This window comes from Nocardia jejuensis NBRC 103114, from assembly GCF_001613145.1.
Taxonomy (GTDB): domain Bacteria; phylum Actinomycetota; class Actinomycetes; order Mycobacteriales; family Mycobacteriaceae; genus Nocardia; species Nocardia jejuensis.
This window is the reverse complement of record NZ_BDBU01000037.1, coordinates 72,393-98,138: the sequence shown is the minus strand read 5'-3', so window position 1 is coordinate 98,138 and position 25,746 is coordinate 72,393. Positions and strand designations below refer to the sequence as shown.

Sequence of the window (25,746 nt, the reverse complement as noted above, 5' to 3'; positions counted from 1 at the left end):
TCCGATATGACCGCGCTGGCCTGCGCCGACCGACTCCCTGGGACTTCGGGTACTGCTAACTATTGTTAGCAGGGGTGCTCGCTGGTTCAATGGGTCTGTGTCTATCAACGGCGATAGCCCCTTCGACCGGCCGATGATCATCGGCCGGTCGTGGTGATTTCCCGGACGCTGTGCGCACCCGCGCGTCGTCCCGAGAACACGCAGTCGGCCAGCGACAGCCCGCTGACGTACGAATTCGAGCACACGCCGACGGCGCTGCGGCCCGCCGCGTACAGGCCCGCGATGGTCTCACCGTCGGCCGTGAGCACGCCGCCGGTCTCCTCGTCCACGAGTAGGCCGCCGAGGGTCAGCATGGGCGTGGGGTAGGTCAGCGCGGCGCGCATCGAGATGTCGAGCAGGGTGAACGGCGCGGTGTCGATGGCGCGGCGAATCTGATCCGGCTTGCCCATCGGATCCGGCTCCCCGGCCGCGATGGCGCGATTGTGGGCATCGACGGTGTGCCGCAACGCGTTCGGATCGATCCCGGCCCGGGCGGCCGCCTCTTCCACGGTCCGTCCCGTGATGCGCCCGAACCGCAGCAGCCGTTCGGTCTGCATGCGCTGGAACCACACCGATTGCGGGCCGATCTGCCCGCGCGCCTCGGTCAGCAGGTCGGCGTCGAGCAGCAGCCATGCTCGGTTGCCGGGCCGCGCGGCGATCGCCCCGCCCAGCGCCGCACCGTAGCGGGATTCGTCGACCATGCGCTGTCCGTCGTCGCCGACCGCGAGCGCGGCGAACATGGCACTGGGCGGCGCGATGAACCGCCAGGTCGAGATGGTGTCCATTTTGCCGGTGGCGGCGCCGATGTCGGCCGCCATGGTGATTCCGCTGCCGTCGTCGCCCGCGGTGCCCAGCGGCAGGCCGGACGAGTGCGGGTAGTTCGGTGCGTGCCGCGCCACCATCGCCTCGTTGGCGATGAAGCCGCCGGTCGTCACGATCACCGCCGACCGGGCGCGGATGCGGGTGGGCGCGCCGTAGCGCTGCTCGAGCCGGTCCATGCGCCGCTGCACCGCCGCGCGCAGATCCGGGTGGTAGACACCGGGTTTGGCGGATATTTTCGCCAGCGTCGCGAACCTGCGCCGCACCGACTTCGGCGCCGCGGCCAAGGTGAGGGCTTCGACGCCGACGACTCGTCCGTCCTCGACCACCAGTGAGGTCGCCCGGGTGGCGGTCTGCACCCGGACCCCGTGCGCGGCCGCAGACGCGGCCAGCGGCGCGAAGAGCTTCTTGCCCGAGACGCCGCGTCCGTGCGCGCGATGCCCGCGCGGCGCGGGGGTGGCCAGATCGCGGAACCCGCCCGCGATCTCACTGCCGGAGTAGTACAGGTAGTGCTCGTCGGTCGGGTACGAGGTCTTGTACGGGCACAGTGACGGCTGGAACGGAACCCCGTGTCCGGTGAGCCAATCGATCAGCCCGGCGGAGTCCTCGCAGAAGCGGCGCAGCGTCTCCTCGCGCACCGCGTCGCCGACCTCCGAACGCAGGTAGGCGTACATCGAATCGACATCGTCCTCGACCCCGGCGGCGCGCTGCACCCAGGTGCCGCCGCCGGAGTACACGATGCCGCCGGACAGCGCGGTCGCGCCGCCGCCGATGAAACGATCGATCGCCAGGACGTCCGCACCCGATTCACGGGCCGCCAGGGCCGCGCTCACACCCGCCCCGCCGTAGCCGACCACCACGACATCCGCCGTCCGGTCCCACGCCTGTGCCATCGCCCCGACCACCTTTCGTCCCGGACCCGCCATGGCCCGCGGACAATCGGGGCAAACTATAACGTGTTCTAATTCGCTTGCCTAGCCGAGCAGTCCACCCAGCATTCCGCCGCTCTGACCGGCTTCCTGGCCGCCGCCGGTACCGCCGATGAATCCACCCGGCGGCAGTTCCGAGGGCTGCACGATGACGAAGCCGCGTCCCGAGAACGACAGCGTCAGACCCTCGCCGGTGCTGCGGCCCATCAGCCGGCCGAGCCCGAAGGAGTCATTGCGCTTGATTCCGGTCTGCAGGCTCGAGGACCAGGCCACCGCGGCCTGCGGATCGGCATAGGTCGGCTGATCCACATTGAGCACGACCGGCGAGCCGTGCGTGGTGATGGCGATGCGACCGCGGCCGGTGAAGACGCAGTTGAAGAGTCCGGCATTGCTGGCGTAACCGGCCGCGCCCTGGACCCTTTGGATCTTGTAGGACAGCGAGGTGTCGAAGGCCAGCACGTTCGCGCCGTTGATGGTGAGCCCGTCGCTGCCGTCCAGATCCACGGTGTGCACATCGGCGGCGGCATTGGCCAGGAACAGGTCTCCGCGACCGGACACCTGCATGAGCGGCACGCCCTCACCGGTCAGCCGCTGCTGGATGGCGCGCCCGATGCCGCCGGAGCCGAGCGCCTTGAAGTGCAGCTCGCCCTGATACGCGACCATCGATCCGGCGCGCGCCATGGTCTCGCCGTTCACCGCGACGCGAATCATCTTGCCGCCCTGCTTCTGAATGCCCTGGCCGCTGACCTCGGCGTGGCTCTGGTTGAACAGGTCGCTCTGCATCGGCGGAACTCCTTGCTGCGAGGGCGGCGGCGAAACCGGGGCCGCCGGTGAATAGCCTTGCGCCGGTGCGTATCCGGGGCTGGGTGTATAGGGCGGCGGTGCCGGGGGCGGACTCTGCGGCGGTGCCGCGGGTTGATACTGCGGCGGTGCCGCGGGTTGATACTGCGGCGGCGCTGCGGGTTGATTCTGCGGCGGTGCCGGTGGCTGGTACTGCGGCGGTGCCGGTGGTTGATACCGCGGCGCGGCCGACGGCTCATACTGCGGTGGAGCGGCGGCCGTGCTCGGCGGGGCCTCGGGTTCGTCGTCGATATCGACGCCGTAGGCCGCCGCGATTCCCGCGAGGCCGTTGTCGTATCCCTGGCCGACCGCGCGCACCTTCCACGCGCCGCCGCGCCGGTATATCTCCACGCAGACCACGCCGGTCTCGGTGCTGAGCCCGGTCATCTGGAATGTCAATGTGCCGGAATCGGATCCGATGGTCGCGGTCAGCGAGTTCGCCCCGGCGAAGGTGGCCGGTCCGCTGCCGTCCAGGCTCGCGGTGATGGCGATCTTGTCCACGTCCGCCGGGATCGCGGAGGTCTGCACGTCCACCATGTCGCCCGCGCCCCGGCCGTGCCGGTAGGTGACACCCGGGGCGGCCGGTTGGTTGAAGAATACGAAATCCGCGTCCGAGCGCACGCGTCCGTCCGTGTTCAACAGCAGAGCCGAGACATCGACGCCGGCCGAGGAACTGACCGTGACCGTCATCCGATCGGCGGGCGCGGGCCGATTCTCACCGCGAGCGAGTGCGGTCATCGCGGACCCTCCCTGTCGATGGTGAACTGTCCGAGCGTCAGGCGACTCACGGTTTCCAGTCTGTCGCGAGTTCGGTTCGCGCGCTAGCGCCTTCTGGATCGCAGCCGCTGAGGTCAGCGCGTCGCGGTGACCGACCGGGGTGGCACGCGCTCGAGCGCGGCGGCCTCCGCGGTCACGATCTCGCGGAAACTCTCCGTCACTTGATCGTGGTAGACCCGGATGAGGTTATCGACGGCGTCGAGATCGGCATCGTCGGCGGGCTCGCCGGACTGCCACAGTTCCAGCATCTTTCGCGCCACCACCACGTGCCCGGCCGGTTCCAGCGGTTGGTAGAAGGCCCGCCCGGCCTCGGGGGTGTCGATCAGCAACTCGCCGATGGAATTGAAAAGGCTCAGGTAGACCGTCTGCCCGACGGCCGCCAATCCGACTCGCAGCACATGCAATTCCGCGCGCATGATGTCCGGAACGCCGGCGTCGCCGGTGGCCACGAGCAGTTCGAACCGTTCGATCGCGCGAGCCAGCGGCGCGTGGTCGTAGCCGCGCGGATTCTTCGACACGGTGCGCACGGCCTGCAGCAGCAACAGATGGTCGACATCGATGATGTCGCCGAAGATCTTGGCGGATCGCTCGGGCAGCTGCCGCGCGAACCGGAAGATGTAGCGCGCGGTATCGACTCCGCCGTAGAGGTAGATATCGCGCACCACATTGCCCAGGCCCCGCCGGGCCTCGACGAATCCGACCGTGGCCAGGCGTCCCAGCGCGCTGTTGATCGTCGGCGTGCTGATCCCGAATTCGGCCGCCAGCCGGCGTACCGACGGCATCAGCTCGCCGGGGGGATAGACCCCGGCGGCGATGCGGTACGCCAGCGTGTCGGTGACTTCGTCGACGACGGTCGGAATCTTCACCCGGCAATTCTGTCAGCAGGTCCGGCCGACGCCGCCGAGTGCGGGGCTTCGTACCGGTAGTCGTCGAGCGGGAACTTGCGATTGCCGCGGCGGGCCTCGAAGAATCCGGACGGCCGCACATAAGTGGTGTCGCCCTGGGAGTTGCGGTAGTAGGTCGGCACGTGCGCGTTCAGCTCGGCGAGGTAGTAGCGCAGCGCCTCGCCCTGCTCGTGGATCTGCCGGTGGTACGCGTCCGCGGCGTCCTTGCGCACCTCGCAGTAGACCGCGTTGCGGCGGCGGGCCTCGCCGATCGCCCGGACGGCGTGATCGGAGGTCATCTCCACGAAGGCGTGCCAGCCCGAGCCGGTCCAGGAGTACGGTCCGCACAGCGTCCATCGATTCGGCAGGCCGGGCACCGAAACGCTCTGGTACGCCTGCAATCCCTCGGAGTTGTAGAACTCGGCGAGGTCGAAGCCGTTGCGGCCCACCACGTTTCCGGGGCGGTAGGTTTCCGGGTCGGAGAACACCTCGTACCCGGTCGCCAGGATCAGGACGTCCAGCTTGTGCAGCGCGCCGTCGCGGGTCTTCACCGCGGTCGGGGTGATCTTGTCGATCGGCGTGGTCACCAGTTCGACATTGTCTCGGTTGTAGGCCTGCAGGTAGCCGTTGGACATGGTCGGCCGCTTGGCGATGATGCCGAAGTCCGGGGTCAGTGCCGCCCGGGTCTCGGGATCGCGTACCACCCGCTCCAGATAGCGGCGGTAGCCCTTGATGCAGAGCTCGTCGAACTTGTCCATGACCGGATGCGCGAGGGTGCTGGGCGCCTTGATCGCGCCGCGCAGCACCAGATCGATGGCGATCAGCGCGCCGCCGTGGATTCCGGCCTGCACGCCCGGGACGTTCAGCACGCGCTGCACGGCGCGCGGCATCGCGAAGTCCGGTTTGGGAATCGACCAGACCGGAGTGCGCTGGAAGACCGACAGGTGCCCCACCTCGGACGCGATCGACGGAATGATCTGCACCGCACTGGCTCCGGTGCCGATGATGCCGACCCGCTTACCGGTCATGTCGTAGTCGTAGTCCCAGTCGGTGGGCCGCTGGATCTTGCCCCTGAAGGAGTCGCGCCCCGCGATGCCGACGTCCTGCTTGGGTCGCACGAACGCGCCGACCGCACTGATCACGAAGCGCGTGGTGAGCACCGATCCGTCCGACAGGTGCAGAGTCCACCAGCCCCGGGCGTCGTCCCACTGCTCGCGTTCGACATTGGTCCGGAAGCGCACCTTGGGATAGACGCCGAATTGCTTCGCCACGTCGACGTGGTACGCCTTCACCTCCGCGCCCTTGGGGAAGGCCCGGCTCCAGAAGGCGTTGCGCGCGAAGGAGTATTGGTAGGCGATGGCCGGAATGTCCACGCCGATACCGGGGTACTGATTCTCGTGCCAGCTGCCCCCCACGTCGTCGGACCGCTCCAGCACCACGAAGTTCTCGATCCCGCCCGCCAGCAGCTTGACCGAGGCGGCGATGCCACCCGGACCCGCGCCGATCACCGCCACCTCGAATTCGGGTGTGGTCCGTTCGGGGGCGCTGACCTCGGAGTGTGTGGTCATGAGGAGGGAACCTTTCAGTGGTCGAACCGGGGGCGGCGCTCGATTCGGGCAGCCCGCGTCATCTCCCGTAACTGTATAACACAGTGTTAAGTGTCCCAGACGATGAATGAGATGCGCCGGGTTCCGAAGGAGAACGAATATCGATCGGCGACAACGCGGTCGCGCGGGCCGGACGATCACGCGCTGATCATCGTGGGAACCGGCATCGGTGCGGGAGTGGCGCCGCGCGGGAGTGAGTGAATCGCCTCCGAGCGGCTCGCCGAGACCCGCGGGCAACCGGCGCGGGCCCGGCGGGCGGCTTTCGGCGGTGGGCCGCATCGGTCTCGGCGAGCGGCGGTGTGGTGTCGGTCTGTCGCGCGGTTCGGGTCGGCCGCGGGGGAGTGGTTCGGCCGCAGCCGGTCTCAGTCGATCGCCTCGGCCAGCAGCCGCGCGAAGTTGGCCTCGCCGACCAGCGTCGGATGCAGGGGGACCACGCCGGTCCCGGCCGGGACGACGGCGACGGTCCAGTTGTCCGGCGGATTGCAGCCGTCGTGGCCCGCGCCCGGGGCGATGAAATCGACGTAGTCCGCGCCGTGTTCGGCGGCGATCGCCGAGGTCATCGCACCGAGACGGTTCATCAGCCCCTGGAGGTAGTCCGCGTCCTCGGGCCAGAACGGGGCGATCGGATAGCAACCGCCGGGCTGGAGGTAATTACCGTAGCTGGTGAGCACGATGCGGGCGTGCGGGGCGCGTGCGCGAACCGCCTCGATCACGGTGGCGATCCGGGGGGCGACCGCGTCGATCGCCGCGGCGCCCAGATCGGTGCCGGTCGCGGTACTGCGGGCCTGGCACGAGACGCCGTTGGGCGCGGGCAGCGGATTGAGGCAGCCGAGCGCGACACTGGTCAGCTTGGCGTCGTTCGCGCCGATGGTGAGGGTGACCAGGGTGGTATCCGGGGTGACCGCGTCGATCTGCACGGGCACTCCGTTCTGCGGGGTGCTCAGGATGTTGTCGGTGGTGGCGCTGCTGCAGGTGACATCGGTGAAGGTGGTCGCGTGCAGCCGCTGCGCGAGCAGATGCGGATAGTTCCGATCCGAGCGCAGGCAGGGGGCCGGGGTGATCTGGTCGGGCAGCAGCGGTCCCGCGGCGAGCGAATCACCCAGGGCCACATAGGTGATCGGAGCCTCTGCCGTCGCGGGACCGCCGGAGGTCAGCACTGCGGCACAGCCGAGGGTCATCGCGGCCGCGGCGTACCCGCCTCGGGATCGTCGGGGCCCGATCGTCTCGCTCGGTCGTGTCGCTGGCATCGAGATCTCCTCGGGTCGGCCTGGGTCGCTCCGGCTGCGGTCCGCGATCTCGAACATAGAGGACGCACTCCGGGGATTCGGGCACTTCCGGCGGTCGGCACGGTGGGCGGCATTCGCTGACATGGTGTCTACTAACCGGACACCATAGCGGATCGGTGTCCGATTCCTGGTGAGAAGGCAAGGGAGAGAAGATGAGTGCGGTACTGGGCCAGCAAGGCGTGCTGCTGGCTGTGCAGTGGGTGTCGACGCTGGTGAGACTGGTGGTCATGATCGTGCCGATGGTGGTCTTCCGGCTGTAGGCGAGCCGTGTTCTCGGCGCCGCTCAGGCCGTCTGCTGTGATTCGCGCTCGATCACGAGTGCGACATGCAGGCGAGAGGGGCAGTCCAGTTTGGTCATCACCTGCCGCAGATGATTGACCACCGTCCATTCGGCGATGCCCAGGCGGGTGGCGATCATCCGGTTCGTCATCCCCTCGGCGACCAGTTGTGCGATCTCGGACTGGCGCTTGGTGAGTCGCGAGACCGGCGACGGGGTATCGACGTCGGTCTCGTCCCGCCCACTCGGTGGCGACCAGCGACCCAGCAGTTCCCGGCAGCGCGCCGCGGTGGCGGCGTGCTCGGCGCCGGCTTCGGCGGCCGCGAGGATCGACTGCGCCATGGCGACGGCGTCCGGCAGCCGGTCGCGCTCGATCCAGACCTCCTCCAGCGCGGAGAGCATGTGCACGGCCCGGTCGAGCGAGCCGTAGTCCATCAGGCAGCGCACGGCGGTGACCAGGTCCGCCAGCCAGCGATCCACCAGCTGGGTGGTGGTGGCGCGCCGTTCGGGCTGCTCCGCCAGCTTCTCCAGCTCGACCGCGAGGCTGTACAGCGCGTCCGCCCGCACGAAGCGAATCCGTTTGCGGCGCTGCGGATCCGAGTTCAGCAGCTGACGGCAGAAGGTCCGGGTCACCCCGGACATGGTGTACGTGTAGTGCCCGTTCTCCCCGACCCGGTGTTCGAGCAGACTGCGGTCGACCAGTGCGGTGAGCTTCGAGGCGATCACCTCTCGCTTGGCGCCGCTGAGCAGCAGCACCTCCTCGAGATCGGTCAGCACGCTGGAGGCGGAGATCTGCAGCAGCAGTTCCACCGTGGTCTCGTCCAGCCCGAGGATGCTCCACTCCATGCAGTCGCGCAGGGTGCGATGTCGCGGCGGGGTGTCCACATACGGCGAACGGTCCAGTGCCCCGGTGGTTCTGATCTGTTCCAGCGTGCGCGCCGCGCCGATCCGGCCGACCGTGATGGCGGCCAGTTCCAGCGCCGCGGGCACACCGCCCAACTCGGAGACGATGTCGTCGATCGTCGATCGGTCCACGGTGGTCGCGCTGCGATAGCGGGTGCCGATGCTGTTGAGCAGGACCTGCGCGGCGGGCGAGGCCCCGGCGGGCCCGGCGGCGGCGTCGGGCCCGAAAGCCAAGGCGCGCAGCGGGAAAAGGCATTCCTGATAGAGATCGAAGGAGCGCTGGCAGGTGGCCACCACCACCAGGTTCCGGCACAGCTGCAGCAGCTGGGCGATGTCGGCGGCGATGTGCGGGGCGACGCGATCGCAGTTGTCCAACAACAGGATCGAGTGCTCGCCGCCGAGCCGAGTCGCGATCGGTGTCAGGGTGTCGGCCGGTCCGGGCTCGGATTCGCCGGTGGGCGCGTCGTTTCCGATGGCGGCCAGCACCGCGCGCCAGGCGGTCGCGCGGTCGGTGATCTCGGCCAGGTCGACCATCGTCACTCGCGATCGCCGTGCCTCGCCCGCCGCCAGCGCGGTGCGCGCCAGCCTGCTCTTGCCCACGCCGGCGATACCGGTGACGGTGAGCAGCCGAATCTGCGGATCGGCGATCTGCTGCCGCAATTCCGCCAATTCCGTACTGCGGCCGATCAATATCGGCACCCGGTAGTCGTCCGCTATGCAGGTGTCCGCGGGGCTGGTGAAAGGTGAGGTAGATAGGTCACCGGTGGCATTGACGGCCGACACTTTTCCCCCTGATTTCTCAACGGCGGATACGGGCGGAGGGTGTTTCCCGCACAGGGCACATTGCCTATGGGAGCGCATCGTATACCGGCATCGCCCGAATTGTTCTGTGGCGCAAATGCGCAAGCGAACGCCGTAGCAGCCCCGATAGGCCGCTCGCAGGCGAAAGCCCCCACTTTTGGTGGGCCGGGTGCGATATGGCAAGAAGTTGTCGATGGCGCCGCGAGCGACTCGATGCCGCGTTCGCGGGCCCGGCATGTCCGCTCCGTGTCTTGACCCGGGAGTCCCGCCTTGGTGAGCTGATCCGACCGACCGAACGGAGGACCAATCTGTGAGCGACGGACTGCGGTTCGTATCGACCACCGGCGAGCTCGAGGAGTTGCCGCTGCTGTCGGTGATCATGGCGGCCAAGCCGTCGCGCGCGGTGTATCAGAAGTGGATCGACAGCCAGGGCGGGACCGCCAAGTGGGTCCGCACCATGAGCAGCGACCACTACACCTCCGAGGAGCTCGCGGTGGGACCGTTCCCGCTGTCCTCGCCCCAGCGGTTCTGGTTCGTGGTGCTCTACGACCCGGCCGCGCACGGCCATCCGAACGAGTGGGAGGCCGTGCGATCGGTCGCCGACCCACTCGGCTGAACGCTCCGGACCGGCCGGTGCTGCCGCAGGTCCGGTACACCCGGTCGCGGTGGCCCGTCCTGCGGCGTCGGCGGACGGTTTTGATTGACTGGGCGGATGAGCGATCTGTTTGTGAAGATCTGCGGGCTGCGGACCGAGGCGGACGTGGATGTCGCGGTGGAGGCGCGGGCCGACGCGGTGGGGTTCGTTTTCGCGCCCAGTCCGCGGGTGGTGGATGCGCAGGTCGCTCGGCGGCTCGCGGCGCGCGTGCCCGCGCACGTGCTGACCGTCGGTGTGTTCCGCGGTCAGTCGATCGAGGAGGTCCGCGCGCTGACCGAGGCCGCTGAAATCAGCGCCGTGCAACTGCACGGGGACGAGGGCATCGAATACTACGAGGCCTTGCGCGCGCCCGGGCGGACCCTGATCCGGGCTACCGCCTCGGTCCCGCCCCCGGCTCGCACCGGTGAGCTGGGGGAGGACCTGCTGCTGCTCGACGCGCCGGAACCCGGCTCGGGCAAGCCGTGGAACTGGGGCGCACCCGATTTTGCGACGCCCGAAGGGCGGTGGCTGCTGGCCGGCGGACTGCATCCCGGCAATGTCCGGCAGGCGGTCGAGGTGACCGGCGCCTGGGGCGTGGACGTCTCCAGCGGTGTGGAGAGTGCCCGCGGCGTCAAGTCACCCGACCTCATCCGGGCCTTCGTGCGGTCGGCGCGAGGCGACTCGCACTAGCGGCTAGTTGACGACCTCGATGATGTCGCCGGGCTCGAGATAGTTGAAGTAGTTCTCCGCGCCCTCGGGTGTCATCCGGATGCAGCCGTGCGACTGCTCCTCGATCGGTCCGATATGGGTCGCGATGTCGCCGTTGAAGAACACGGCCCACTTCATCGGCACATTGTGCAGAGTGCTCCAGTGGTCCTCACGCTTGAAGGCGACCCGGAACACGCCCGGAGGCGTCTCGTAGCCGGGCCGCCCGTGCGAGATCGGCGTCGGACCGTAGGTGACCTTGCCGTTGTCCATCAGCCAGGCCTCGTTGGTCGAGAGGCGCATGCAGCCCCGGGCCTGATCCGAACAGGGGGCCGTGACGGGTGCGGGCGGGCTCGGAATCAGCGGCGCGACACCGGGAATGTCCGGGCCGCCCGGCCACAGTGGATCCGCCTGCGCGGGTGCTGCCAGTGCGAGTGCCGCCGCGGCGACGGCCGCCAGGGCCAGCGAGTGTGCGGTGGAGTGGAGAAAACGGTTACCAATCATGGATCCGACCTCTCTGTATTGCCTCACCCAGCCGGTCGCCCGAAGCGGGTGAGGAACCATCGCGTCGCGACGAGCACGGAACGATCAAGAGGCTTTTCATCATTGTGACCATGATTCGGGTGGGATCACCGAAAAACGGCCAAGATCAGACCTGTCTGATATCAGAGGTTTATCGGGGTTTGGGTGGACCGCATGCCCGGCCTGCCGATTCGGGTGTGCGGTCATCCCCGATGCGGTTCACCGGACCTGCCGACCCGGGATTTGCGCAGTGTTCACGCGCGGGAAACGGACGTAACTGGACGATTGACCAGTATGGGGGTGGGTTGGTAACGATGCTGAAGGGATGCGCATGAACGAGATCGATCGCAGGACGCTGTTACGAGGAGCCGTGCTGGGGGCCGTGGCGGGAACGGCCCTCGGTGCGGCCGGGCTCGCGGGGGCCGCGCCGATGCGGCGCGCACCCGCGGCGGTGCGCGATGCCGATGTGATCGTGGTGGGTGGCGGGATGTCGGGGCTGGCCGCGGCCAAGGCGCTGCGGTCGGCCGGACGGCGGGTGCTGGTGCTGGAGGCGCGGGAGCGGGCCGGTGGCCGCGTCCACAATGTGAGCACGCTCGGCGGGGTGAGCGTGGACGGCGGCGCGGAATTCCTGGGGCCCACCCAGGACCGGATCGCCGCGCTGGCAACCGAATACGGGGTGACCACGCTACCGACCTACAACCAGGGCGAATCGGTGTTCTGGATCGAGGATGTGGCGCACCGGGTTCCGGCCGCCGTGCCGTTGCCCGTGCTGCCGGGTACCGCGGAAACAGCCGCGGCCCTGGCCGAAATCGACCTCACCGCCGTGGGTTTCCCGGTGGGTGAGCCGTGGCGGCACCGCGATGCGGCGTATCTGGATTCGATCACCTGGCAGGACTGGATCGATTCGCACGCCCGTACCTACGAGGGGCGGCTGTTCCTGGCGCTGGCCGAATCCGCGCCGCTGTCGGTGCGACCACACGAGTTGTCCGCGCTGTTCATGATGAACTACTTCGCCTCGGCCGGAAACGAGCGGAATCCGGGTTCGTTCGAGCGGCTGCTGAGTGTGGAAGGCGGTGCGCAGGAACGGTTCTTCGACGGCGGTGCGGCGCTGGTCCCGCTGCGCATGGCGGCGACGATGGACGAAGCCATGGTGTACGGGGCCGCTGTGCGATCGATTTCGCAGCTGCCGGGCGGTGCGCTGGAAGTAGCAAGCGCCCGTGGCACTTTCACCGCGGACAAGGTGATCGTGGCGATGTCGCCCGCCATCAGCGATCGCATCGACTATCGACCGGGACTGCCCGCCGACCGCACCGAACTCTGTCGCGGCTACACCATGGGCCGCATCGCCAAATTCCTGGCGATCTACGATCGGCCGTTCTGGCGCGACAACGGACTGTCCGGTCAGGTCATCGGTGACGGCACGCCGATCGACGTCACCTACGAGAGTTACGGCGGTGGACACGCGGTCCTGATGGGCTTCATCTCCGCCGATGCCATGGCGGCGCTGGACCCGGTCCCCGATCAGGACTTCGTGGACCGGTGCCTGGACAGCTTCGTGCGCTACTTCGGGCCCGAGGCGCGCACCCGGCTGGTGGATCACGGATTCAAGAAGTGGGACGACGACCCGTGGTCCTGGGGTGGGCCGACCGCCACCACGCGCCCCGGGATCCTCACCCGTTTCGGACCGTCACTGCGCGAGCCCGTCGGCGGAATCCACTGGGCCGGAACGGAAACCGCCGACTTCTGGCAGGGGTACATGGACGGCGCGATCCGCAGCGGTGAACGCGCCGCCGCGGAAATCCTGGTGGTGTAGCGCGACGCGAGTCAGCGAATGCTGCTCAGATACGCGATCCACCCGCCGTGTCCGGTGATGTCCGCGGCGGTTCCGGTGGCGTCATGGGTGGCGGTGAATCCGACCACCGAGCGCCCGTCCTCCAGTTCGATGCCGGTCAGCGCCATCGGAGCCGGCAGGGCAGCGAGGAAGCGACCCAGTCCGGCCTCGGAGACCAGGAACAGCTCTCCGGTGATGGGCGCGCCCTGGCCCGGATTCGTGCGCACCAGACCGGGTTTGAGCGGCGTGGTGGCCAGCGCGGTGAGGCGGTAGGCGTCGGTGGTCCGGACCGTGCCGGCGAAACGCGCTCCCAGTTCCTCCAGTTGCCAGTGCAGGGGCTGGCCGCGCAGGTGTGCGCCGAAGACCGCCAGGTGCACGCCGCGATCGACCAGAAGCGGTGCGGGGGAGTCGTTGCCGAGTCTCGCGGCGATATCGACGGCGACCTGATCGGCGAAGGCGGGCACGACGAGCATCACGCCGAACGGTTCGCCGGTATCGGTGCGCGAGCCGGGGATCGCCACCGCCGCCAGATCGAGCAGATTGCAGAAGTTGGTATACGTGCCGAGGCGGCGGTTGATCCCCATCGGATCGGCCTCGACGGCGGCGAGGCTCGGGTGTTCGGTGGTGGTCGGCAGCAGCAGTGCGTCGAAGGGTTCGAGCAGTGTCGCCGCCGCGACCCGGGCGCGGGCCAGGATGTCCAGATCGGCGGCGAAGGCCGGACCGGTGGTGTTCGCGGCCGCCGCGATGATTGCCGCGACGATGGGATCCGCTCCGGCAGGGCGGGTTTCGAGAAACTGTCCGACCGCGGCATGCCGTTCGGCGACGATCGCGCCGTCGTAGAGCAGCAGTGCCGCCTCGAGCAGCGGCGCGATATCGACCGGCTCGACCTTGCAGCCCGCGTCCAGGGCCGCGGCCACCGTGCGGTCGAACGCCTCTCGGTACGCCTCGCTCAGCGGAGCGAGGTTCGACGGCGCCGGAACGGCGAGGCGCGGGACCTGCGGCGCGGCCAGCGGGACATCCGACGGCCAGGTTCGGCTGCGCGGGTCGCGGGGTTCGGGGCCCGCCATGACGGCGGCGGCCCGGGTGGCGAGATCCAGGGTGGCCGCGAAGACGGTCAGCGCGTCGTAGTCCGCGCACGCGGGCACCACCCCGTGCACCGGAATGACGCCGAGCGTGGCCTTGATCCCGACGATCCCGTTGAACGCGGCGGGCACCCGCCCCGAACCCGCTGTGTCCGTGCCGATTCCGACATCGGCGATGCCGAGCGCCACCGCCACCGCCGAACCGGAACTGGAGCCTCCCGAGATCAACTCCGGGTGTGCGGCGTTGCGCACCGCGCCGTACGGGCTGCGCGTCCCGACCAACCCGGTGGCGAACTGGTCGAGGTTGGTCTTGCCCAGCACGAGTGCGCCCGCGGTGACCAGTCGCCGCACCGCCGAGGCGGTATCGGCAGGGGTGTAGGCGAATTCGGGGCACCCCGCCGTGGTGGGCAGCCCCGCCACATCGGTGTTGTCCTTGACGGCCACGAGCAGTCCGGCCAGGGGCAGCACCTCGCCCGCGGCGAGCCGGTCCTCGAGCGCGAGGGCCTCGGTGCGCACGTCCGCCTCGGCGCGCAGGGTGATCCACACCTCGGGCCGATCGGTCTCCGCGATGCGCGAGTAGGCGGCCGCGACGCGCGCGGTCGGTGACAACCGCGTGGTGGCGTCAGGCTGATGGGCGTTCATTCGTCGACTCCGATCACAGCGAGAGGGGTTCCCGGTTCCACCTTGGCGCCGGGCGCGGCGAAGACCCGCAGCACGGTGCCGGCGGCCGGACTGGGAACGGGCAGTTCGAGTTTCATCGCCTCGAGCACCGCGACGGGATCACCCGCGTCGATCCGATGTCCGGGAGTGATGTCGACCCGCCAGACGTTGCCGACCATCGGCGCGGTGACGACGGCGGCGCCGGGCGGCAGGTCGGCGAGCAGATCCGCGTGCGGTTCCACCGGAACCGGTTCGACCACGGTGCGGTCGAATTCACCCGCCGCCTGCCAGGCCCGTTTCTCCTCGGCGAAGGCCCGCGCCTGCCGAGACTCGAAGTCGGCGATGGATTCGGCGTTGTCGCGGAGCATGGTCAGATGATCGGCGAGCGCGAACACGCCCTCGCTGATATCGGCGTCGTAGCGCCCGGCCCGCGCGGCGGCGCGATGCTCGAGCAGCTGCTCCGCGCTCACCGGCTCCCACACGATGCGGTCGAAGAACCGGAACAGCCACGGGGTTCCGGCTTCGAAGGGCGCGGACTGGCGGTAGCTCGACCAGATCGGAATGGTCCGGCCGATCAGCTGATAACCACCGGGAGAGGCCATTCCGTAGACGCACAGATACTTGCCGCCGATGCCGACCGCGTCCGAGGGGGTCCAGGTGCGGGCCGGGTTGTACTTGGTGGTCACCAGGCGGTGCCGGGGATCGAGCGGAACCGCCAGCGGCGCACCGAGATACACGTCTCCGAGGCCGAGCACCAGGTACTCGGCGTCGAATACCGTCCGGCGCACGTCCTCGACGCTGTCGAGACCGTTGATCCGCCGGATGAACTCGGTATTGGACGGCAGCCACGGCGCGGTGTCGCGAATACCGTTGCGGTAGCGGTCGATGGCCTCCGCGATCGAGGGATCGTCGAAGGAGAGCGGCAATCGGATGGTCCGGCTCGGAACCACCAGATCCCCGGTGGCGGGCAACTGTTCCTCCAGCTCGGCGAGGACCCCCAGCAGCCGATACTGCGGCAGCACATCGGGATCGAAGTGCAGGTGCAGCGACCGCACGCCGGGCGTCACGTCGAGGATGCCGGACGGGGCGGCCGAGGCGAGCGCCCGGGCCAGGGCGTGCACCCGCATCCGCAGGCCGAGATCGAGCTCGCGCTCACCGTATTCGACGAGGATATTGTCGTCGCCGCCGCGCAGATAGGTCACCGACGGGCGCTCGGCGTCCGGCGCGCGGCCACCCAGGATGCCCCGGTCCCGCAGGGCCGCACCCTCGTGGGTGAGCAGGCCCGTGGCCCGAGTGGCGGTCGAGGCGCGCAGTGCGGTGGCCGTGTCGTCGCCGATGGGCAGGAACGAGATCGAGTCACCGGGCCGCAGCTGGCCGAGCTTCCAGCGGTGTGCGGACACCACGGTGAGCGGGCAGGCGAAGCCGCCGAGACTGGGGCCGTCCGGGCCGAGCAGGATCGGGGTGTCGCCCGAGACATTCAATGCGCCAACGCTGTACGGGTTGTCGTGCAGGTTGGACGGATGCAGGCCCGCCTCGCCGCCGTCGGCGCGCGACCAGTCGGGTTTCGGGCCCTCCAGTCGGATACCGGTGCGATTGGCGTGCGCGCCCACCCGCCACGAATGCGCGTAGAACCGCGTCATATCGGCGTCGGTGAAATAGGCGGGCGCGGTCTGCGGACCCTCGCCCACCGCGAGCTGCCACTCGTGGGTGAAGAGCGGACGGTGCTGCGGGGGAACGGGTTCGGGCGCGCGGACGGGTTCGGTGGCGGCGATGCCGAGCACGTCGCCGTCGGCCACGGCCTTGCCGGTGACGCCGCCGAATCCGCCGAGCGCGAAAGTGGATGCGCTGCCGTGATACAGCGGGGCGTCGATGCCGCCGCGGATCGCCAGGTAGGTGCGCAGCCCGGCGTCCGACGGCGCGCCGATATCGAGCACGGCTCCCGCCTCGACGGGGACCGGTTCCCACATCGGCGCCGGTTCACCGTCCAGGGTGAGCAGGGTGGGCGCGCCCGTGACGCACACGAGGGCGGCTCCGGCGAAGCGCAGGCGCGGGCCCTGTAGCGTGCATTCGAGCCCGGGTGCGCCGGGATCGTTGCCGACGGCGGTATTGGCCAGGGTGAAGGACAGATCGTCCATCGGCCCGGAGGGCGGAATTCCCACCTCCCACAGTCCGATTCGGCCCGGATGGTCCTGCACGGTGGTCATGGTCCCGGCCCGGAGCACATCGATGCGACGGCTGGACCACGGCAGATCGGCGAGCGTGCCGGTGTGGTGTGCGGTCTCGCGGATCACCGGCGCGAGCGAGGCGGCCCGCAGCTGAGGCAGATTCGTCTGCACGCCGTAGACGCGGGTCTCGCTCAGCGCCGAACTCAGGCGGTCGAACGCCTCGTCGCGGGTCGTTCCGTGGGTGATGATCTTGGCCAGCAGCGGATCGTAGTGGGAGCTGACCTCGGTCCCGGTGCCGATCCAGGTGTCCACCCGAGCCTCGGCGGGAAACCGTGTCTCGGTGATCGATCCGGCGCTGGGGCGATGGTCGTGGCCGGGATCCTCGGCGTAGACGCGGGCTTCCACCGCCCAGCCGGTGAGCGCGGGCCCGGAGTCGGGGACCTGGTCGAGCAGACCGGTGTCACCGCCCGCGAGCCGCAGCATCCAGGCCACCAGATCCACCCCGGTGATCGCCTCGGTCACCGGATGTTCCACCTGCAGACGGGTATTCACCTCGAGGAACGAGGCCGCGCCGCGCTCGGTGTCGTAGACGAATTCGACGGTGCCCGCGGAGCGGTAGCCGACCGAGCGCGCCAGTTCCCGCGAGGAGGCCAGCAATTGGGCGACGACCTCGTCGGACAGGCCGGGCGCGGGCGCCTCCTCGATCACCTTCTGATTGCGGCGCTGCAGTGAGCAATCGCGGGTGCCCAGGCTGACCACCCGGCCCCGGCCGTCGCCGAACAGCTGCACCTCCACGTGCCGGGCGCGGGCCACGAAGCGCTCCAGGAACACACCGGCCGAGGAGAAATTCGCGATCGCGAGCCGCTGGACCCGCTCATAGGCCCGACGTAGTTCGGCGGCGTCGAAACAGGCCTGCATGCCGATACCACCGCCGCCGCCAACGGCTTTCACCATGACGGGATAGCCGATGCCCTCGGCTTCGGCGACGGCGTGCTCGACCGAATCCAGGATGCCGGTGCCCGGAACCAGGGGCACGCCGACCGCGCGGGCGGCCTCGCGCGCGGTGTGCTTGTCGCCGAAGACCCGCAGTTGCTCGGGCGTGGGGCCGACGAAGGCGATCCCCGCGTCCGCCACGGCGGTGGCGAAATCGGCGTTCTCGGACAGGAATCCGTACCCGGGATGGATCGCGCCGGCGCCGCTGGCCAGTGCCGCGTCGATCACCCGGTCGGCGCACAGATACGACTGCGCCGCCGGTCCGGGGCCGAGCAGGATCGCGGCATCGGCCATTCGCACATGTGCCGCACCGAGATCCGCCTCGGAGTACACCGCGACGGTCTTGTGTCCCAGCTCCCGGGCGCTGCGCATGATGCGGCACGCGATCTCACCGCGATTGGCGATCAGCACGGTGTCGAAACTCGAACTCACCGGTCACTCCTGTTCGGTTGCCAGGGACATCGCGACGATGGCGCTGGTGACGCGTTCGAGCACGACCTCGAGGGATTCCCCGATGTGCAGGCGCAGCAGTTCGTGTGCCAGCGGAAGATCCCCTGCCAGAACGGCATCCAGGATCGCGAGGTGCTCGGCGATGGTCACCTCGACGCGGTTGTTGACCATGAAGTCGTACATCCGCACGTGGCGGATGCGGGCGTTCACCGCCACCAGTGTCCGGACCAGTTCGCCATTGCCGCCCGCCGAAAGCAGCGCGACGTGGAATTCCTCGTCCAGGACCACGAAACCCGGCTCCTGCGGCGGCGGATCGGCCCGGAACGCCAGCCAGCGTTCTCGTTCCAGTCGCAGCAGCTCGTGGTCGTGCACCAGGCCCGGATTGTCGATGGCGCGCTGAATTCCGCTGAGTTCCAAAGTGATCCGGAGTTCGTACAGGTCGCGCACCAGTGGAATGCTCGGTCGTACCGGGCTGAAGCCGACGTCCTCGCGACGCAGCAGGCCGTCGGAACAGAGCATGGCCAAGGCTTCTCGTACCGGTGTGCGCGAAATACCGAAGCGGGCCGAGACTTTCGGCTCGGTGAGGCGGTGATCGAACTTGATCCGGCCGTTCATGAGTTCATCGCGCAGGGTGGCGTACACCACGTCACGCAGATGGCCGCCGGCGGAATCCGAACGCGTGTCCAGGGTTGTCGACATGGGTGTATACGCTAAGGACGACTCGTTTCCCGAGAATCAATTCGCGTAACCGCTCGGTTAGCAAGTCCTCACCGGCAGGCTCTCGGATCAGCCCGTGTCGTGCCCGATTCGGCGATTCGTCTATGACACGCTGGAACGATGGACCAGACCCGTGGTGCGGCGGTGTGGGAACGTGTCGAATCCGGCGCTACGGATGACAACTCCCGGATGGTTCCCTACGCCGGCGGCTGGATGCTGATCGCCGCCGCGGCGTTGACCGCGGCGTTCGCGCGGGCACTGATCCCCGCGGACCTGGTCCGGGACGTCCATCTCCTTTGCGCGGCCATCGGGGCGCTCGGCGTCCTGATGCTGCTGCTGGGACGGCGCACTCCGCGCGGACTGGTGTATCTCGCGCCGCTGCTGGTCATCGTGCTCGGCACCATCCCGGACACCGGGGAGAGTCTGATGGTGTGGTCGGTGGTCTACGCGGGATGTCTGCTGGGACAACGCGAGGCCGTGCTGATCACGGCCGCCGCCGTGGGGATCTTCGGCCTCGGCGGCTTCCTGCACTCGGATTCGCGCACGTTCGCGCTGTGGTGTCAGGTCAGCGCGTCGCTGATCCTGATCTGCATCGTCATCGTTCACATGCGGCGGCGCATCACCAGGTTGGTGACCGCCCTGGATCGCCAGGCCCGCCGGGACGAGCTCACCGGGGTGGCCAACCGGCGCCAGTTCACCGAGCGTCTCGATCAGGAGATCGCCGCCTACATTCCCGGCACCGCCGCGCTCGCCCTGTGGTTCCTCGATGTCGACCGCTTCAAGGACATCAACGACACCTACGGCCACACCACCGGCGACCTGGTTCTGAGACAACTGGCCGACTTCCTGACCGCCCACGTGCGCCCCGGAGACCTGGTGGCCCGAACCGGCGGTGAGGAATTCGCGGTCATCCTGCCCTACGTCACCGCCGCCCAGGCCACCATCTGGGCCGAGAGTCTCCGCACCGATATCGAGGCGGCCGCCCGAACCTGGCCCTCGCCGGTCACCGTCAGCATCGGCGTCGCCGCCACTCCGGGCATCCCGGCCGCGGACCTCCTCTCGGCCGCCGATCGCGCCCTGCACGCCGCGAAACAACACAGCCGCAACGTGGTTCGCACCGCCCGCACCCCCGACGGCCACCGCTAGCCTCGCCCGGCCCATCACGGCCCTCGCGCGTCGTCCGCGCGGCGCCGGGCCGAGGAGTACCTCTGCCGCACCGAGCGGGCGGGGAGTCGGCGTCACATAATGTGGCGTGGGAATTTTCAGGCCGCGGTGTCCGGTGGGGGAGCTGGAGCGCCTGTGGGTCGAAGAGATGCTCGGCTGGTGTGCAACGCAATTCGGAGCCAGGACATTGCGGACGCCGGTGGTGCTGCCGGATTCGGCATCGTTTCCCGAGGCGTTCACCGGGACCGACGGCGAGGTTCGGTCGCTGGTGGACGTGGTCGGCGAGTTCATGGGGGTGGGACGGGACCGGTTGATCGTCGAGGTGCACTCGGACGCGGATCCCCTGCCGGAGTATCTGGCCTTTCCGGATGGGGTCTCGCACGGGGAGCCGGGGCACTATCGGCAGGAGGCCGGGCGGGCGGTGGTGTCGATCGACCTGACGCGGATGCGCTCGCCGCTCGAGCTGGTGGCGACGGTCGCGCACGAGCTGGCGCACGAGCGGCTGCTGGGGGAGCGGCGGATCGGCTGGGATCGACACGACGGTGAGCAGCTCACGGACCTGGCCACGGTGTATCTCGGACTGGGCGTGTTCACCGCGAACGCGGCCTTCCAGTTCTCGCAGGGGCAGGGCGGGTGGCGGTGGCAGCGCCTCGGGTATCTGTCGCAGCCGTTGTACGGGTACGCGCTGGCCTGCTGGACATTGATGCGTGGCGATCCCAAGCCCGCCTGGGCCCAGTATCTGGATACCAACCCTCGCGTCTACATGAAGCAGAGCCTGAAGTATCTGCGCGCGGATCCGGATGCCCTTCCCGAATGGCGCGCGGCCTCACGCGAGTTCTGAGGCGCGGACCCGCTGTTTAGGGAAGTCCAGAACCTGTTCCAGTGGGAAGGGTCAACCACCTGATCCAGTAGGTGGAACGCGTTCTAGAAAATTGGTGCCGATCTCGATAGCCTGAGGCCGATCGGCGCGACAGGCGGTCCGCCGTGCTCGAAGGAGAGTTCGCGTATGGACATCACCGCAGCTGTCGCACGCGGGGCGCAAGCGCCCTTCACGCTGGAGACCCTGGCGCTCGAGGATCCGCGTCCGAACGAGGTCGTCGTTCGCATCCTCGCGGTGGGCGTCTGCCACACCGACCTGGTCACCAAGAGCGTGTTCCCGCCGGAGCTGCCGATCGTGGTCGGCCACGAGGGCGCGGGCGTGGTGGAGGCGATCGGCGCGGACGTCACCGATGTGCGGATCGGCGATCACGTCCTGCTGACCTACAACAGCTGCGGATCGTGCGCGCAGTGCGAGGGCGGCACGCCGTCCTACTGCCAGGAATTCGTCATGCTGAACACCTCGGGCGGGCGCGCGGATTTCACCTCACCGCTGAGCATCGACGGCGAGCGCGTGATGGGCGCGTTCTTCGGGCAGTCCAGCTTCGCGACGCACGCGCTGGTCTCCCGCCGCAATGTCGTGGTCGTGGACGAGGATGTGGACCTGGTCGCCAGCGCGGCCTTCGGCTGCGGTGTGCAGACCGGCGCGGGCGCGGTCGCCAATGTGATGCGCCCTGCTCCGCAGGACTCCATCGCGATCTTCGGCGTCGGCGGCGTGGGCATGTCGGCCCTGCTGGCCGCGCGGGCGCTCGGCGTCGAGAACGTGGTCGCCGTGGACCTGTCGGCCGAAAGACTGGCCATGGCAAAGGAACTCGGCGCCACCACCGTGATCGACGGCGCCGCGGAGGATGTCGTGGCCCAGGTGCAGGCCGCCACCGGCGGCGGAGCCACCTACGCGCTGGACACCACCGCCCTGAACCCCGTGATCGCCAAGGCATTGCAGGCCGTCGCGCCACGCGGCACCCTGGTGCTGGTCGGGCTCGGCGAGCCCTCGATGGACTTCGAGATCGGGCACCTGATCGGCAACGGCAAGGCGGTGCGCGGCTGCATCGAAGGCAGTGGCGACCCACAGGAATTCATCCCGCAGCTGATCGAATGGCATCGGGCCGGGAAGTTCCCGATCGAGCGGATCGTGCGCAGCTACCCGTTCGCCGAGATCAACACCGCGGCCCACGATGCCGAAACCGGCGCGACCATCAAGCCGGTGCTGGTCTTCTGAGCGGTGCGTCCGGCCCGGCGAGCTCGCCGGGCCGGACCAGGCTCACGCGGTGACGCCGGGCATCTCCACGGCAGGCGCCGAACCCGTTGTGCCCGAGGTGATCCCCGTGCCGCGCCGCACGGTGAACACACCGGCCACACACGCGATCGCCACGACGAAGCACGCGAGGGTGTACCAGAGGTTGCCCACCGGATCCCCGTTGCTCGTCACCCCGTTCGTCGCGTCGAAGAAATCGGGCAGGGCGGTCGCCCACAGCAGCGCCATCACCGCCAGATACACCACGCTGTAGATCCGCACGAAGTCGTTCGCGGGCTCGCCGGAACCCTCCGCACGCGATCTCGCCCACTGCCGCAGCAGCACCGGAACGGCGACCAGCGTGAGCACGATCAGCTCGGCCGCGTACAGCACACCGCGCACGGTGTCGCCCGCCATGCCGATCACCGTCGCCGGCAGCGGCAGGATGAACGTGCCCAGCGACGCCAGCAGGCCGATAACGATTGTGCGCCACACCAATTGGATTCCGGTGAAGCTCTGCCCCGCATCCACCTGACGGCCGACGAACCACCGTACGCAGAACGCCAGCGACATCGGCCACAGCGCGGCGAAGACGACCACGCTCGGCAGCGGAACCGAATCGAACATGGGCTGGTTCAGCGGATTGTCCGTCGACCACTCCCACCAGCGCAGCTGCGGCCCGATGTGATCGAAGATCTCGTAGAACGCGTGGTGGACGAACCCGACGCAGGCCGCGCCGACCAGTGCGCCGTGCTTGGTGAAAACGCCCAGCATGCGGACGATCTCGTAGGCGATGGTCGCCATGAACGGATAGATGGCGACGATGTACAGCGGCAGTCGTCCCCACAGGAAGTCCACCGTGAACACATTGTGCGCGAACATGGTGTCCACGCTGTCCCCGATGCCGAACGCCGCGGGGAAGTACAGCGGCGGTTCGATGATGAAAAGGTATGCGGTAGCGCCGAACCAGAGCACCAGGGGAGTCGGATCGCCGTTGCGGCGCAGGCGGATCACCGCGAGCACGAGTGCCAGGATCGATCCGAGGATGATGGTCACCTCGAGCACCGGCAGGGTCCAGTTCTCCAGCCCGAACGGATTGCGGAACTCGACCGGCCCGCCCGCCTCGGCACACGAGAAGCCCAGCGAGTTCGCGAGCTGTTCGAAGGTGGATGCGCAGTGTTCGGACATCACTTCACCTCGGTGGCGATGGTGTCGGCGGTGTACCAGTGCGACACGTCGTAGCCCGATTCGTAGCGCCGGAACCACACATCGGCCAGCGCCGGGAGCGTCTCGTGTGCCGGATCATGTTTCGGCAGCTGGCTGCGGATGATCCCCTTGAGCGCGACGAGCTGCTCACCGAGCGGCAGATGATCGAACGCGCGCGGCATCGGCCCGTTGTCGCGCGCCCGTGAGCCCGGCAGCAGGCTCATCAGCTTCTGCTTGTTGCGGTACGAGGCGAACATCGCCATGGCGTCGGACTTTCGATCCTCCAGTGGCACATGCTCGTTGAAGCCCGCGCACGCGATCCGGATCACCTTCATCACGTGCTTGAAGATCGACGGCGCGACGCGCATCCGGTAGAGATCGCTGCCGACGACGGATTCGAAGATGATCAGCGCCGAGCTGCGGTGCTCGACCTCCTCGACGAAGTGCCAGATGAACAGCGAGGCGACCCGATCGTCGCCCGGACGGAACAGCGACGCCTCGTTGTCGAGCATCAGCTTGAACACCGAGGTGAAGGTGGCCTCGAGGTCGGCGGTGTAGGCGAGCCGGTACTTCAGCGGGGTCTCCGCGGTGAGCCGGTCGAACTCCCCGATCACCAGATCGAGCGTCTCCTGCAATCCCGGGTAGCTCCTGATCAGTCCCCGGACGTGCTGGCGGTGCGCCGCGGAATGCTGTCCCTCCTGGCGCATGAACGCGTCCGCTTCCTCGGCCACCTCGGGATCGGTGATCAGCGGCTTGGTCTGCAGGATCATTTTCACGATCATCTTCTCGAACCCGATGGCCAGGAACGAGACGGCGTTGGCCATGCTCGAGAAGGCCGGGTTCTCCTCGTTCCAGAGGAAGGGGACGTCGTAGTCCTCGAAGGCGAAATTCATCTTCCGCACGATCAGATCCGTCATTTTCGGCGATACCTCGTCTTTCTCACGTGGGCTCCGGTTGCCCCACGGGGTGCTGCCGAGTCAACATACACTGATCCGCTGACGTGTATGATAACAATCGCGGCCAGGTCCCCTGATAGCGTCGTGCGATGGCGAAAAGGCGCGGATGGGGCGGAAGCCCGCCGGACACCGACGAGGAGGCGTCGCGTCGAATCGTCGCTGCCGCAGTCGATCTCATCGCCCGCACCGGTGCGGAGATCAGCATCGCCGACGTCGCGGAGTCACTCGGGGTCATCCGCCAGACCGTCTACCGCTATTTCCCCAGTGCCGACGCGCTGATTCGCGCCTCGGCGACCGCCTCGGTGGCCGGGTTCCTCGATCGGCTCACCGCCCAGGTCGCCGGGCTCGAAGATCCGGTCGAGGCCATGACCGAGGCCGTCGTGTTCACCCTGGCCGAGGTCCGCCGCACCCCGCATCTGGGCATCGTGCTCTCCACGACCAACTCCAGCGCGCACCCCGAGGGGATGACCTCCGACGAGGCACAGATCTTCGGCATGACGATGATCCACCGCTTCGACGTGGACTGGCCGCGCTACGGCTACGACGAAGCCGCCCTCGAGGATCTCGTCGAATACACCCTGCGCACCATGCAGTCCTTCTTCGTCTCCCCGGGCGATCCGCCCCGATCCGACGACGAACTCCGTCGCTACCTGCGCCGCTGGATGGGCCCCGGCATCGCGGCACAGCAGGGGCTGTGAACGAGGGGCCCTGAACGCAATTCAGGACCGGTCCGAAGGCCGGTCCTGAATTCATCGTGCGCGTTCCTCGCGAGAAGGAATCGCTCAGATGGCGACGCCGAAATCGGTGGCGATGCCCGCCAGGCCGGAGGCGTAGCCCTGGCCGGTGGCGCGGAACTTCCACTCGGCGCCGTTGCGGTACAGCTCACCGAAGATCATCGCGGTCTCGGTGGAGGCGTCCTCGGACAGGTCGTAGCGCGCGAGCTCGGTGCCGTTGGCGCGATCCACGACGCGGATGTAGGCGTTGCGGACCTGGCCGAAACTCTGTGCGCGAGTGTCGGCGTCGTAGATCGAGACCGGGAACACGATGCTCTCGACGGTGGGCGGGGTGTTGGCGAGATCCACGTTGATGACCTCGTCGTCGCCCTCGCCCTCACCGGTGCGGTTGTCGCCGGCGTGCTCGATGGCGCCCTCGGGGGACTTCAGGTTGTTGAAGAAGACGAAGTGTCCGGGCGTGACGACCTTCTTGTCCGCGCCCAGGCCGATGGCGCTGGCGTCGAGGTCGAAGTCGGTTCCGGTGGTGGTGCGCAGATCCCAGCCCAAGCCGACGGCTACCGCGGTCAGGTTCGGAGCCGCCTTGGTCAGTGAAACGTTGCCGCCCTTGGTCAGACTGACACCCATGCTGATCTCCTATCACATCGTGGTGGCGTCC

20 protein-coding genes are annotated in these 25,746 nt (G+C 68.5%); 7 read left to right on the top strand and 13 right to left on the bottom strand.

The annotated features are described in order from the left end of the window. Positions 1 to 137: 137 nt before the first annotated feature. From NJ1_RS27450 to NJ1_RS27425, 6 genes are all read right to left on the bottom strand, one after another. Positions 138 to 1,751 carry an FAD-binding protein gene (locus NJ1_RS27450; RefSeq protein ID WP_067699622.1) on the bottom strand — a complete coding sequence of 538 codons (1,614 nt, stop codon included), beginning with the start codon at positions 1,749 to 1,751 and terminating at the stop codon, positions 138 to 140. An 81-nt stretch (positions 1,752 to 1,832) separates the two neighbouring features. Continuing rightward, positions 1,833 to 3,365 (bottom strand): AIM24 family protein, encoded by a 1,533-nt coding sequence (locus tag NJ1_RS27445; RefSeq protein WP_067699532.1) that lies wholly within the window; start codon positions 3,363 to 3,365, stop codon positions 1,833 to 1,835. Between the two features lie 113 nt (positions 3,366 to 3,478). Continuing rightward, positions 3,479 to 4,270: a FadR/GntR family transcriptional regulator gene (locus tag NJ1_RS27440; RefSeq protein WP_067699526.1), complete on the bottom strand. Its 792-nt coding sequence runs from the start codon at positions 4,268 to 4,270 to the stop codon at positions 3,479 to 3,481. Then, positions 4,267 to 5,856: a flavin-containing monooxygenase gene (locus tag NJ1_RS27435; RefSeq protein ID WP_067699525.1), complete on the bottom strand. Its 1,590-nt coding sequence runs from the start codon at positions 5,854 to 5,856 to the stop codon at positions 4,267 to 4,269. Before NJ1_RS27435 ends, NJ1_RS27440 begins: the two co-directional genes overlap by 4 nt. Before the next feature lie 401 nt (positions 5,857 to 6,257). Continuing rightward, on the bottom strand, positions 6,258 to 7,142 hold the full coding sequence (locus NJ1_RS27430; protein ID WP_084478916.1) for an SGNH/GDSL hydrolase family protein: 885 nt from the start codon (positions 7,140 to 7,142) through the stop codon (positions 6,258 to 6,260). Between the two features lie 322 nt (positions 7,143 to 7,464). Continuing rightward, positions 7,465 to 9,144 carry a winged helix-turn-helix domain-containing protein gene (locus NJ1_RS27425; RefSeq protein ID WP_169813216.1) on the bottom strand — a complete coding sequence of 560 codons (1,680 nt, stop codon included), beginning with the start codon at positions 9,142 to 9,144 and terminating at the stop codon, positions 7,465 to 7,467. A 328-nt stretch (positions 9,145 to 9,472) separates the two neighbouring features. Between NJ1_RS27425 and NJ1_RS27420 the strand changes: the two genes are divergently transcribed. Then, positions 9,473 to 9,778, top strand: a complete 306-nt coding sequence (locus tag NJ1_RS27420) for a hypothetical protein (RefSeq protein ID WP_067699517.1) — start codon at positions 9,473 to 9,475, stop codon at positions 9,776 to 9,778. Between the two features lie 96 nt (positions 9,779 to 9,874). Further along, positions 9,875 to 10,486 carry a phosphoribosylanthranilate isomerase gene (locus NJ1_RS27415; RefSeq protein WP_067699515.1) on the top strand — a complete coding sequence of 204 codons (612 nt, stop codon included), beginning with the start codon at positions 9,875 to 9,877 and terminating at the stop codon, positions 10,484 to 10,486. Between the two features lie 3 nt (positions 10,487 to 10,489). On the opposite strand, the gene NJ1_RS27410 is transcribed toward NJ1_RS27415, so the two are convergent. Beyond that, on the bottom strand, positions 10,490 to 11,005 hold the full coding sequence (locus tag NJ1_RS27410; RefSeq protein WP_084478909.1) for a L,D-transpeptidase: 516 nt from the start codon (positions 11,003 to 11,005) through the stop codon (positions 10,490 to 10,492). 349 nt (positions 11,006 to 11,354) lie between these two features. Between NJ1_RS27410 and NJ1_RS27405 the strand changes: the two genes are divergently transcribed. Continuing rightward, positions 11,355 to 12,836, top strand: coding sequence for a flavin monoamine oxidase family protein (locus NJ1_RS27405; protein WP_067699616.1), 1,482 nt, complete (start codon positions 11,355 to 11,357; stop codon positions 12,834 to 12,836). 11 nt (positions 12,837 to 12,847) lie between these two features. Here the strand turns inward: NJ1_RS27405 and atzF are convergent, their stop codons facing one another. The 3 genes from atzF to NJ1_RS27390 are packed head-to-tail and all read right to left on the bottom strand — an operon-like array spanning position 12,848 to position 18,903. Then, complete coding sequence (gene atzF, locus NJ1_RS27400; protein WP_067699513.1) at positions 12,848 to 14,578, bottom strand: allophanate hydrolase; 1,731 nt, start codon at positions 14,576 to 14,578, stop codon at positions 12,848 to 12,850. Then, complete coding sequence (uca, locus tag NJ1_RS27395; protein ID WP_067699511.1) at positions 14,575 to 18,186, bottom strand: urea carboxylase; 3,612 nt, start codon at positions 18,184 to 18,186, stop codon at positions 14,575 to 14,577. The genes atzF and uca overlap by 4 nt, the downstream gene beginning before the upstream one ends. Before the next feature lie 3 nt (positions 18,187 to 18,189). Next, positions 18,190 to 18,903, bottom strand: a complete 714-nt coding sequence (locus NJ1_RS27390; protein ID WP_067699509.1) for a GntR family transcriptional regulator — start codon at positions 18,901 to 18,903, stop codon at positions 18,190 to 18,192. A 138-nt stretch (positions 18,904 to 19,041) separates the two neighbouring features. On the opposite strand from NJ1_RS27390, the gene NJ1_RS27385 reads away from it, so the two are divergent. The 3 genes from NJ1_RS27385 to NJ1_RS27375 all read left to right on the top strand — a co-directional run bounded on the left by NJ1_RS27385 (position 19,042) and on the right by NJ1_RS27375 (position 22,180). After that, positions 19,042 to 20,067 (top strand): GGDEF domain-containing protein, encoded by a 1,026-nt coding sequence (locus NJ1_RS27385; RefSeq protein WP_067699507.1) that lies wholly within the window; start codon positions 19,042 to 19,044, stop codon positions 20,065 to 20,067. Between the two features lie 133 nt (positions 20,068 to 20,200). After that, positions 20,201 to 20,926 carry a hypothetical protein gene (locus tag NJ1_RS27380; RefSeq protein ID WP_157574240.1) on the top strand — a complete coding sequence of 242 codons (726 nt, stop codon included), beginning with the start codon at positions 20,201 to 20,203 and terminating at the stop codon, positions 20,924 to 20,926. Positions 20,927 to 21,091: 165 nt separating this feature from the next. Next, complete coding sequence (locus NJ1_RS27375) at positions 21,092 to 22,180, top strand: NAD(P)-dependent alcohol dehydrogenase (protein WP_067699503.1); 1,089 nt, start codon at positions 21,092 to 21,094, stop codon at positions 22,178 to 22,180. A gap of 42 nt (positions 22,181 to 22,222) precedes the next feature. On the opposite strand, the gene NJ1_RS27370 is transcribed toward NJ1_RS27375, so the two are convergent. Together NJ1_RS27370 and NJ1_RS27365 are read right to left on the bottom strand one after the other, a co-directional pair. Then, positions 22,223 to 23,383, bottom strand: coding sequence for a DUF7802 domain-containing protein (locus NJ1_RS27370; RefSeq protein WP_067699502.1), 1,161 nt, complete (start codon positions 23,381 to 23,383; stop codon positions 22,223 to 22,225). Continuing rightward, positions 23,383 to 24,318: a metal-dependent hydrolase gene (locus NJ1_RS27365; RefSeq protein WP_067699500.1), complete on the bottom strand. Its 936-nt coding sequence runs from the start codon at positions 24,316 to 24,318 to the stop codon at positions 23,383 to 23,385. The genes NJ1_RS27370 and NJ1_RS27365 overlap by 1 nt, the downstream gene beginning before the upstream one ends. 128 nt (positions 24,319 to 24,446) lie before the next feature. Between NJ1_RS27365 and NJ1_RS27360 the strand changes: the two genes are divergently transcribed. After that, a complete protein-coding gene (locus NJ1_RS27360; RefSeq protein ID WP_067699498.1) occupies positions 24,447 to 25,055 on the top strand; it encodes a TetR/AcrR family transcriptional regulator in 609 nt (202 codons plus the stop codon). 84 nt (positions 25,056 to 25,139) lie between these two features. Here NJ1_RS27360 and NJ1_RS27355 read toward each other — a convergent pair whose 3' ends face one another. Next, entirely contained in the window at positions 25,140 to 25,715 is a 576-nt protein-coding gene (locus NJ1_RS27355) for a TerD family protein (RefSeq protein ID WP_067699495.1), read from the bottom strand. Between the last annotated feature and the right edge of the window lie 31 nt (positions 25,716 to 25,746).

Bases quoted from the DNA above. Each gene is read 5' to 3' on its own strand.
- NJ1_RS27450 (WP_067699622.1), bottom strand. From the start codon at position 1,751: ATGGCACAGGCGTGGGACCGGACGGCGGATGTCGTGGTGGTCGGCTAC.
- NJ1_RS27445 (WP_067699532.1), bottom strand. From the start codon at position 3,365: ATGACCGCACTCGCTCGCGGTGAGAATCGGCCCGCGCCCGCCGATCGG.
- NJ1_RS27435 (WP_067699525.1), bottom strand. From the start codon at position 5,856: ATGACCACACACTCCGAGGTCAGCGCCCCCGAACGGACCACACCCGAA.
- NJ1_RS27430 (WP_084478916.1), bottom strand. From the start codon at position 7,142: ATGCCAGCGACACGACCGAGCGAGACGATCGGGCCCCGACGATCCCGA.
- NJ1_RS27415 (WP_067699515.1), top strand. From the start codon at position 9,875: ATGAGCGATCTGTTTGTGAAGATCTGCGGGCTGCGGACCGAGGCGGAC.
- NJ1_RS27410 (WP_084478909.1), bottom strand. From the start codon at position 11,005: ATGATTGGTAACCGTTTTCTCCACTCCACCGCACACTCGCTGGCCCTG.
- NJ1_RS27405 (WP_067699616.1), top strand. From the start codon at position 11,355: ATGAACGAGATCGATCGCAGGACGCTGTTACGAGGAGCCGTGCTGGGG.
- atzF (WP_067699513.1), bottom strand. From the start codon at position 14,578: ATGAACGCCCATCAGCCTGACGCCACCACGCGGTTGTCACCGACCGCG.
- NJ1_RS27390 (WP_067699509.1), bottom strand. From the start codon at position 18,903: ATGTCGACAACCCTGGACACGCGTTCGGATTCCGCCGGCGGCCATCTG.
- NJ1_RS27385 (WP_067699507.1), top strand. From the start codon at position 19,042: ATGGACCAGACCCGTGGTGCGGCGGTGTGGGAACGTGTCGAATCCGGC.
- NJ1_RS27375 (WP_067699503.1), top strand. From the start codon at position 21,092: ATGGACATCACCGCAGCTGTCGCACGCGGGGCGCAAGCGCCCTTCACG.
- NJ1_RS27370 (WP_067699502.1), bottom strand. From the start codon at position 23,383: ATGTCCGAACACTGCGCATCCACCTTCGAACAGCTCGCGAACTCGCTG.
- NJ1_RS27365 (WP_067699500.1), bottom strand. From the start codon at position 24,318: ATGACGGATCTGATCGTGCGGAAGATGAATTTCGCCTTCGAGGACTAC.
- NJ1_RS27360 (WP_067699498.1), top strand. From the start codon at position 24,447: ATGGCGAAAAGGCGCGGATGGGGCGGAAGCCCGCCGGACACCGACGAG.
- NJ1_RS27355 (WP_067699495.1), bottom strand. From the start codon at position 25,715: ATGGGTGTCAGTCTGACCAAGGGCGGCAACGTTTCACTGACCAAGGCG.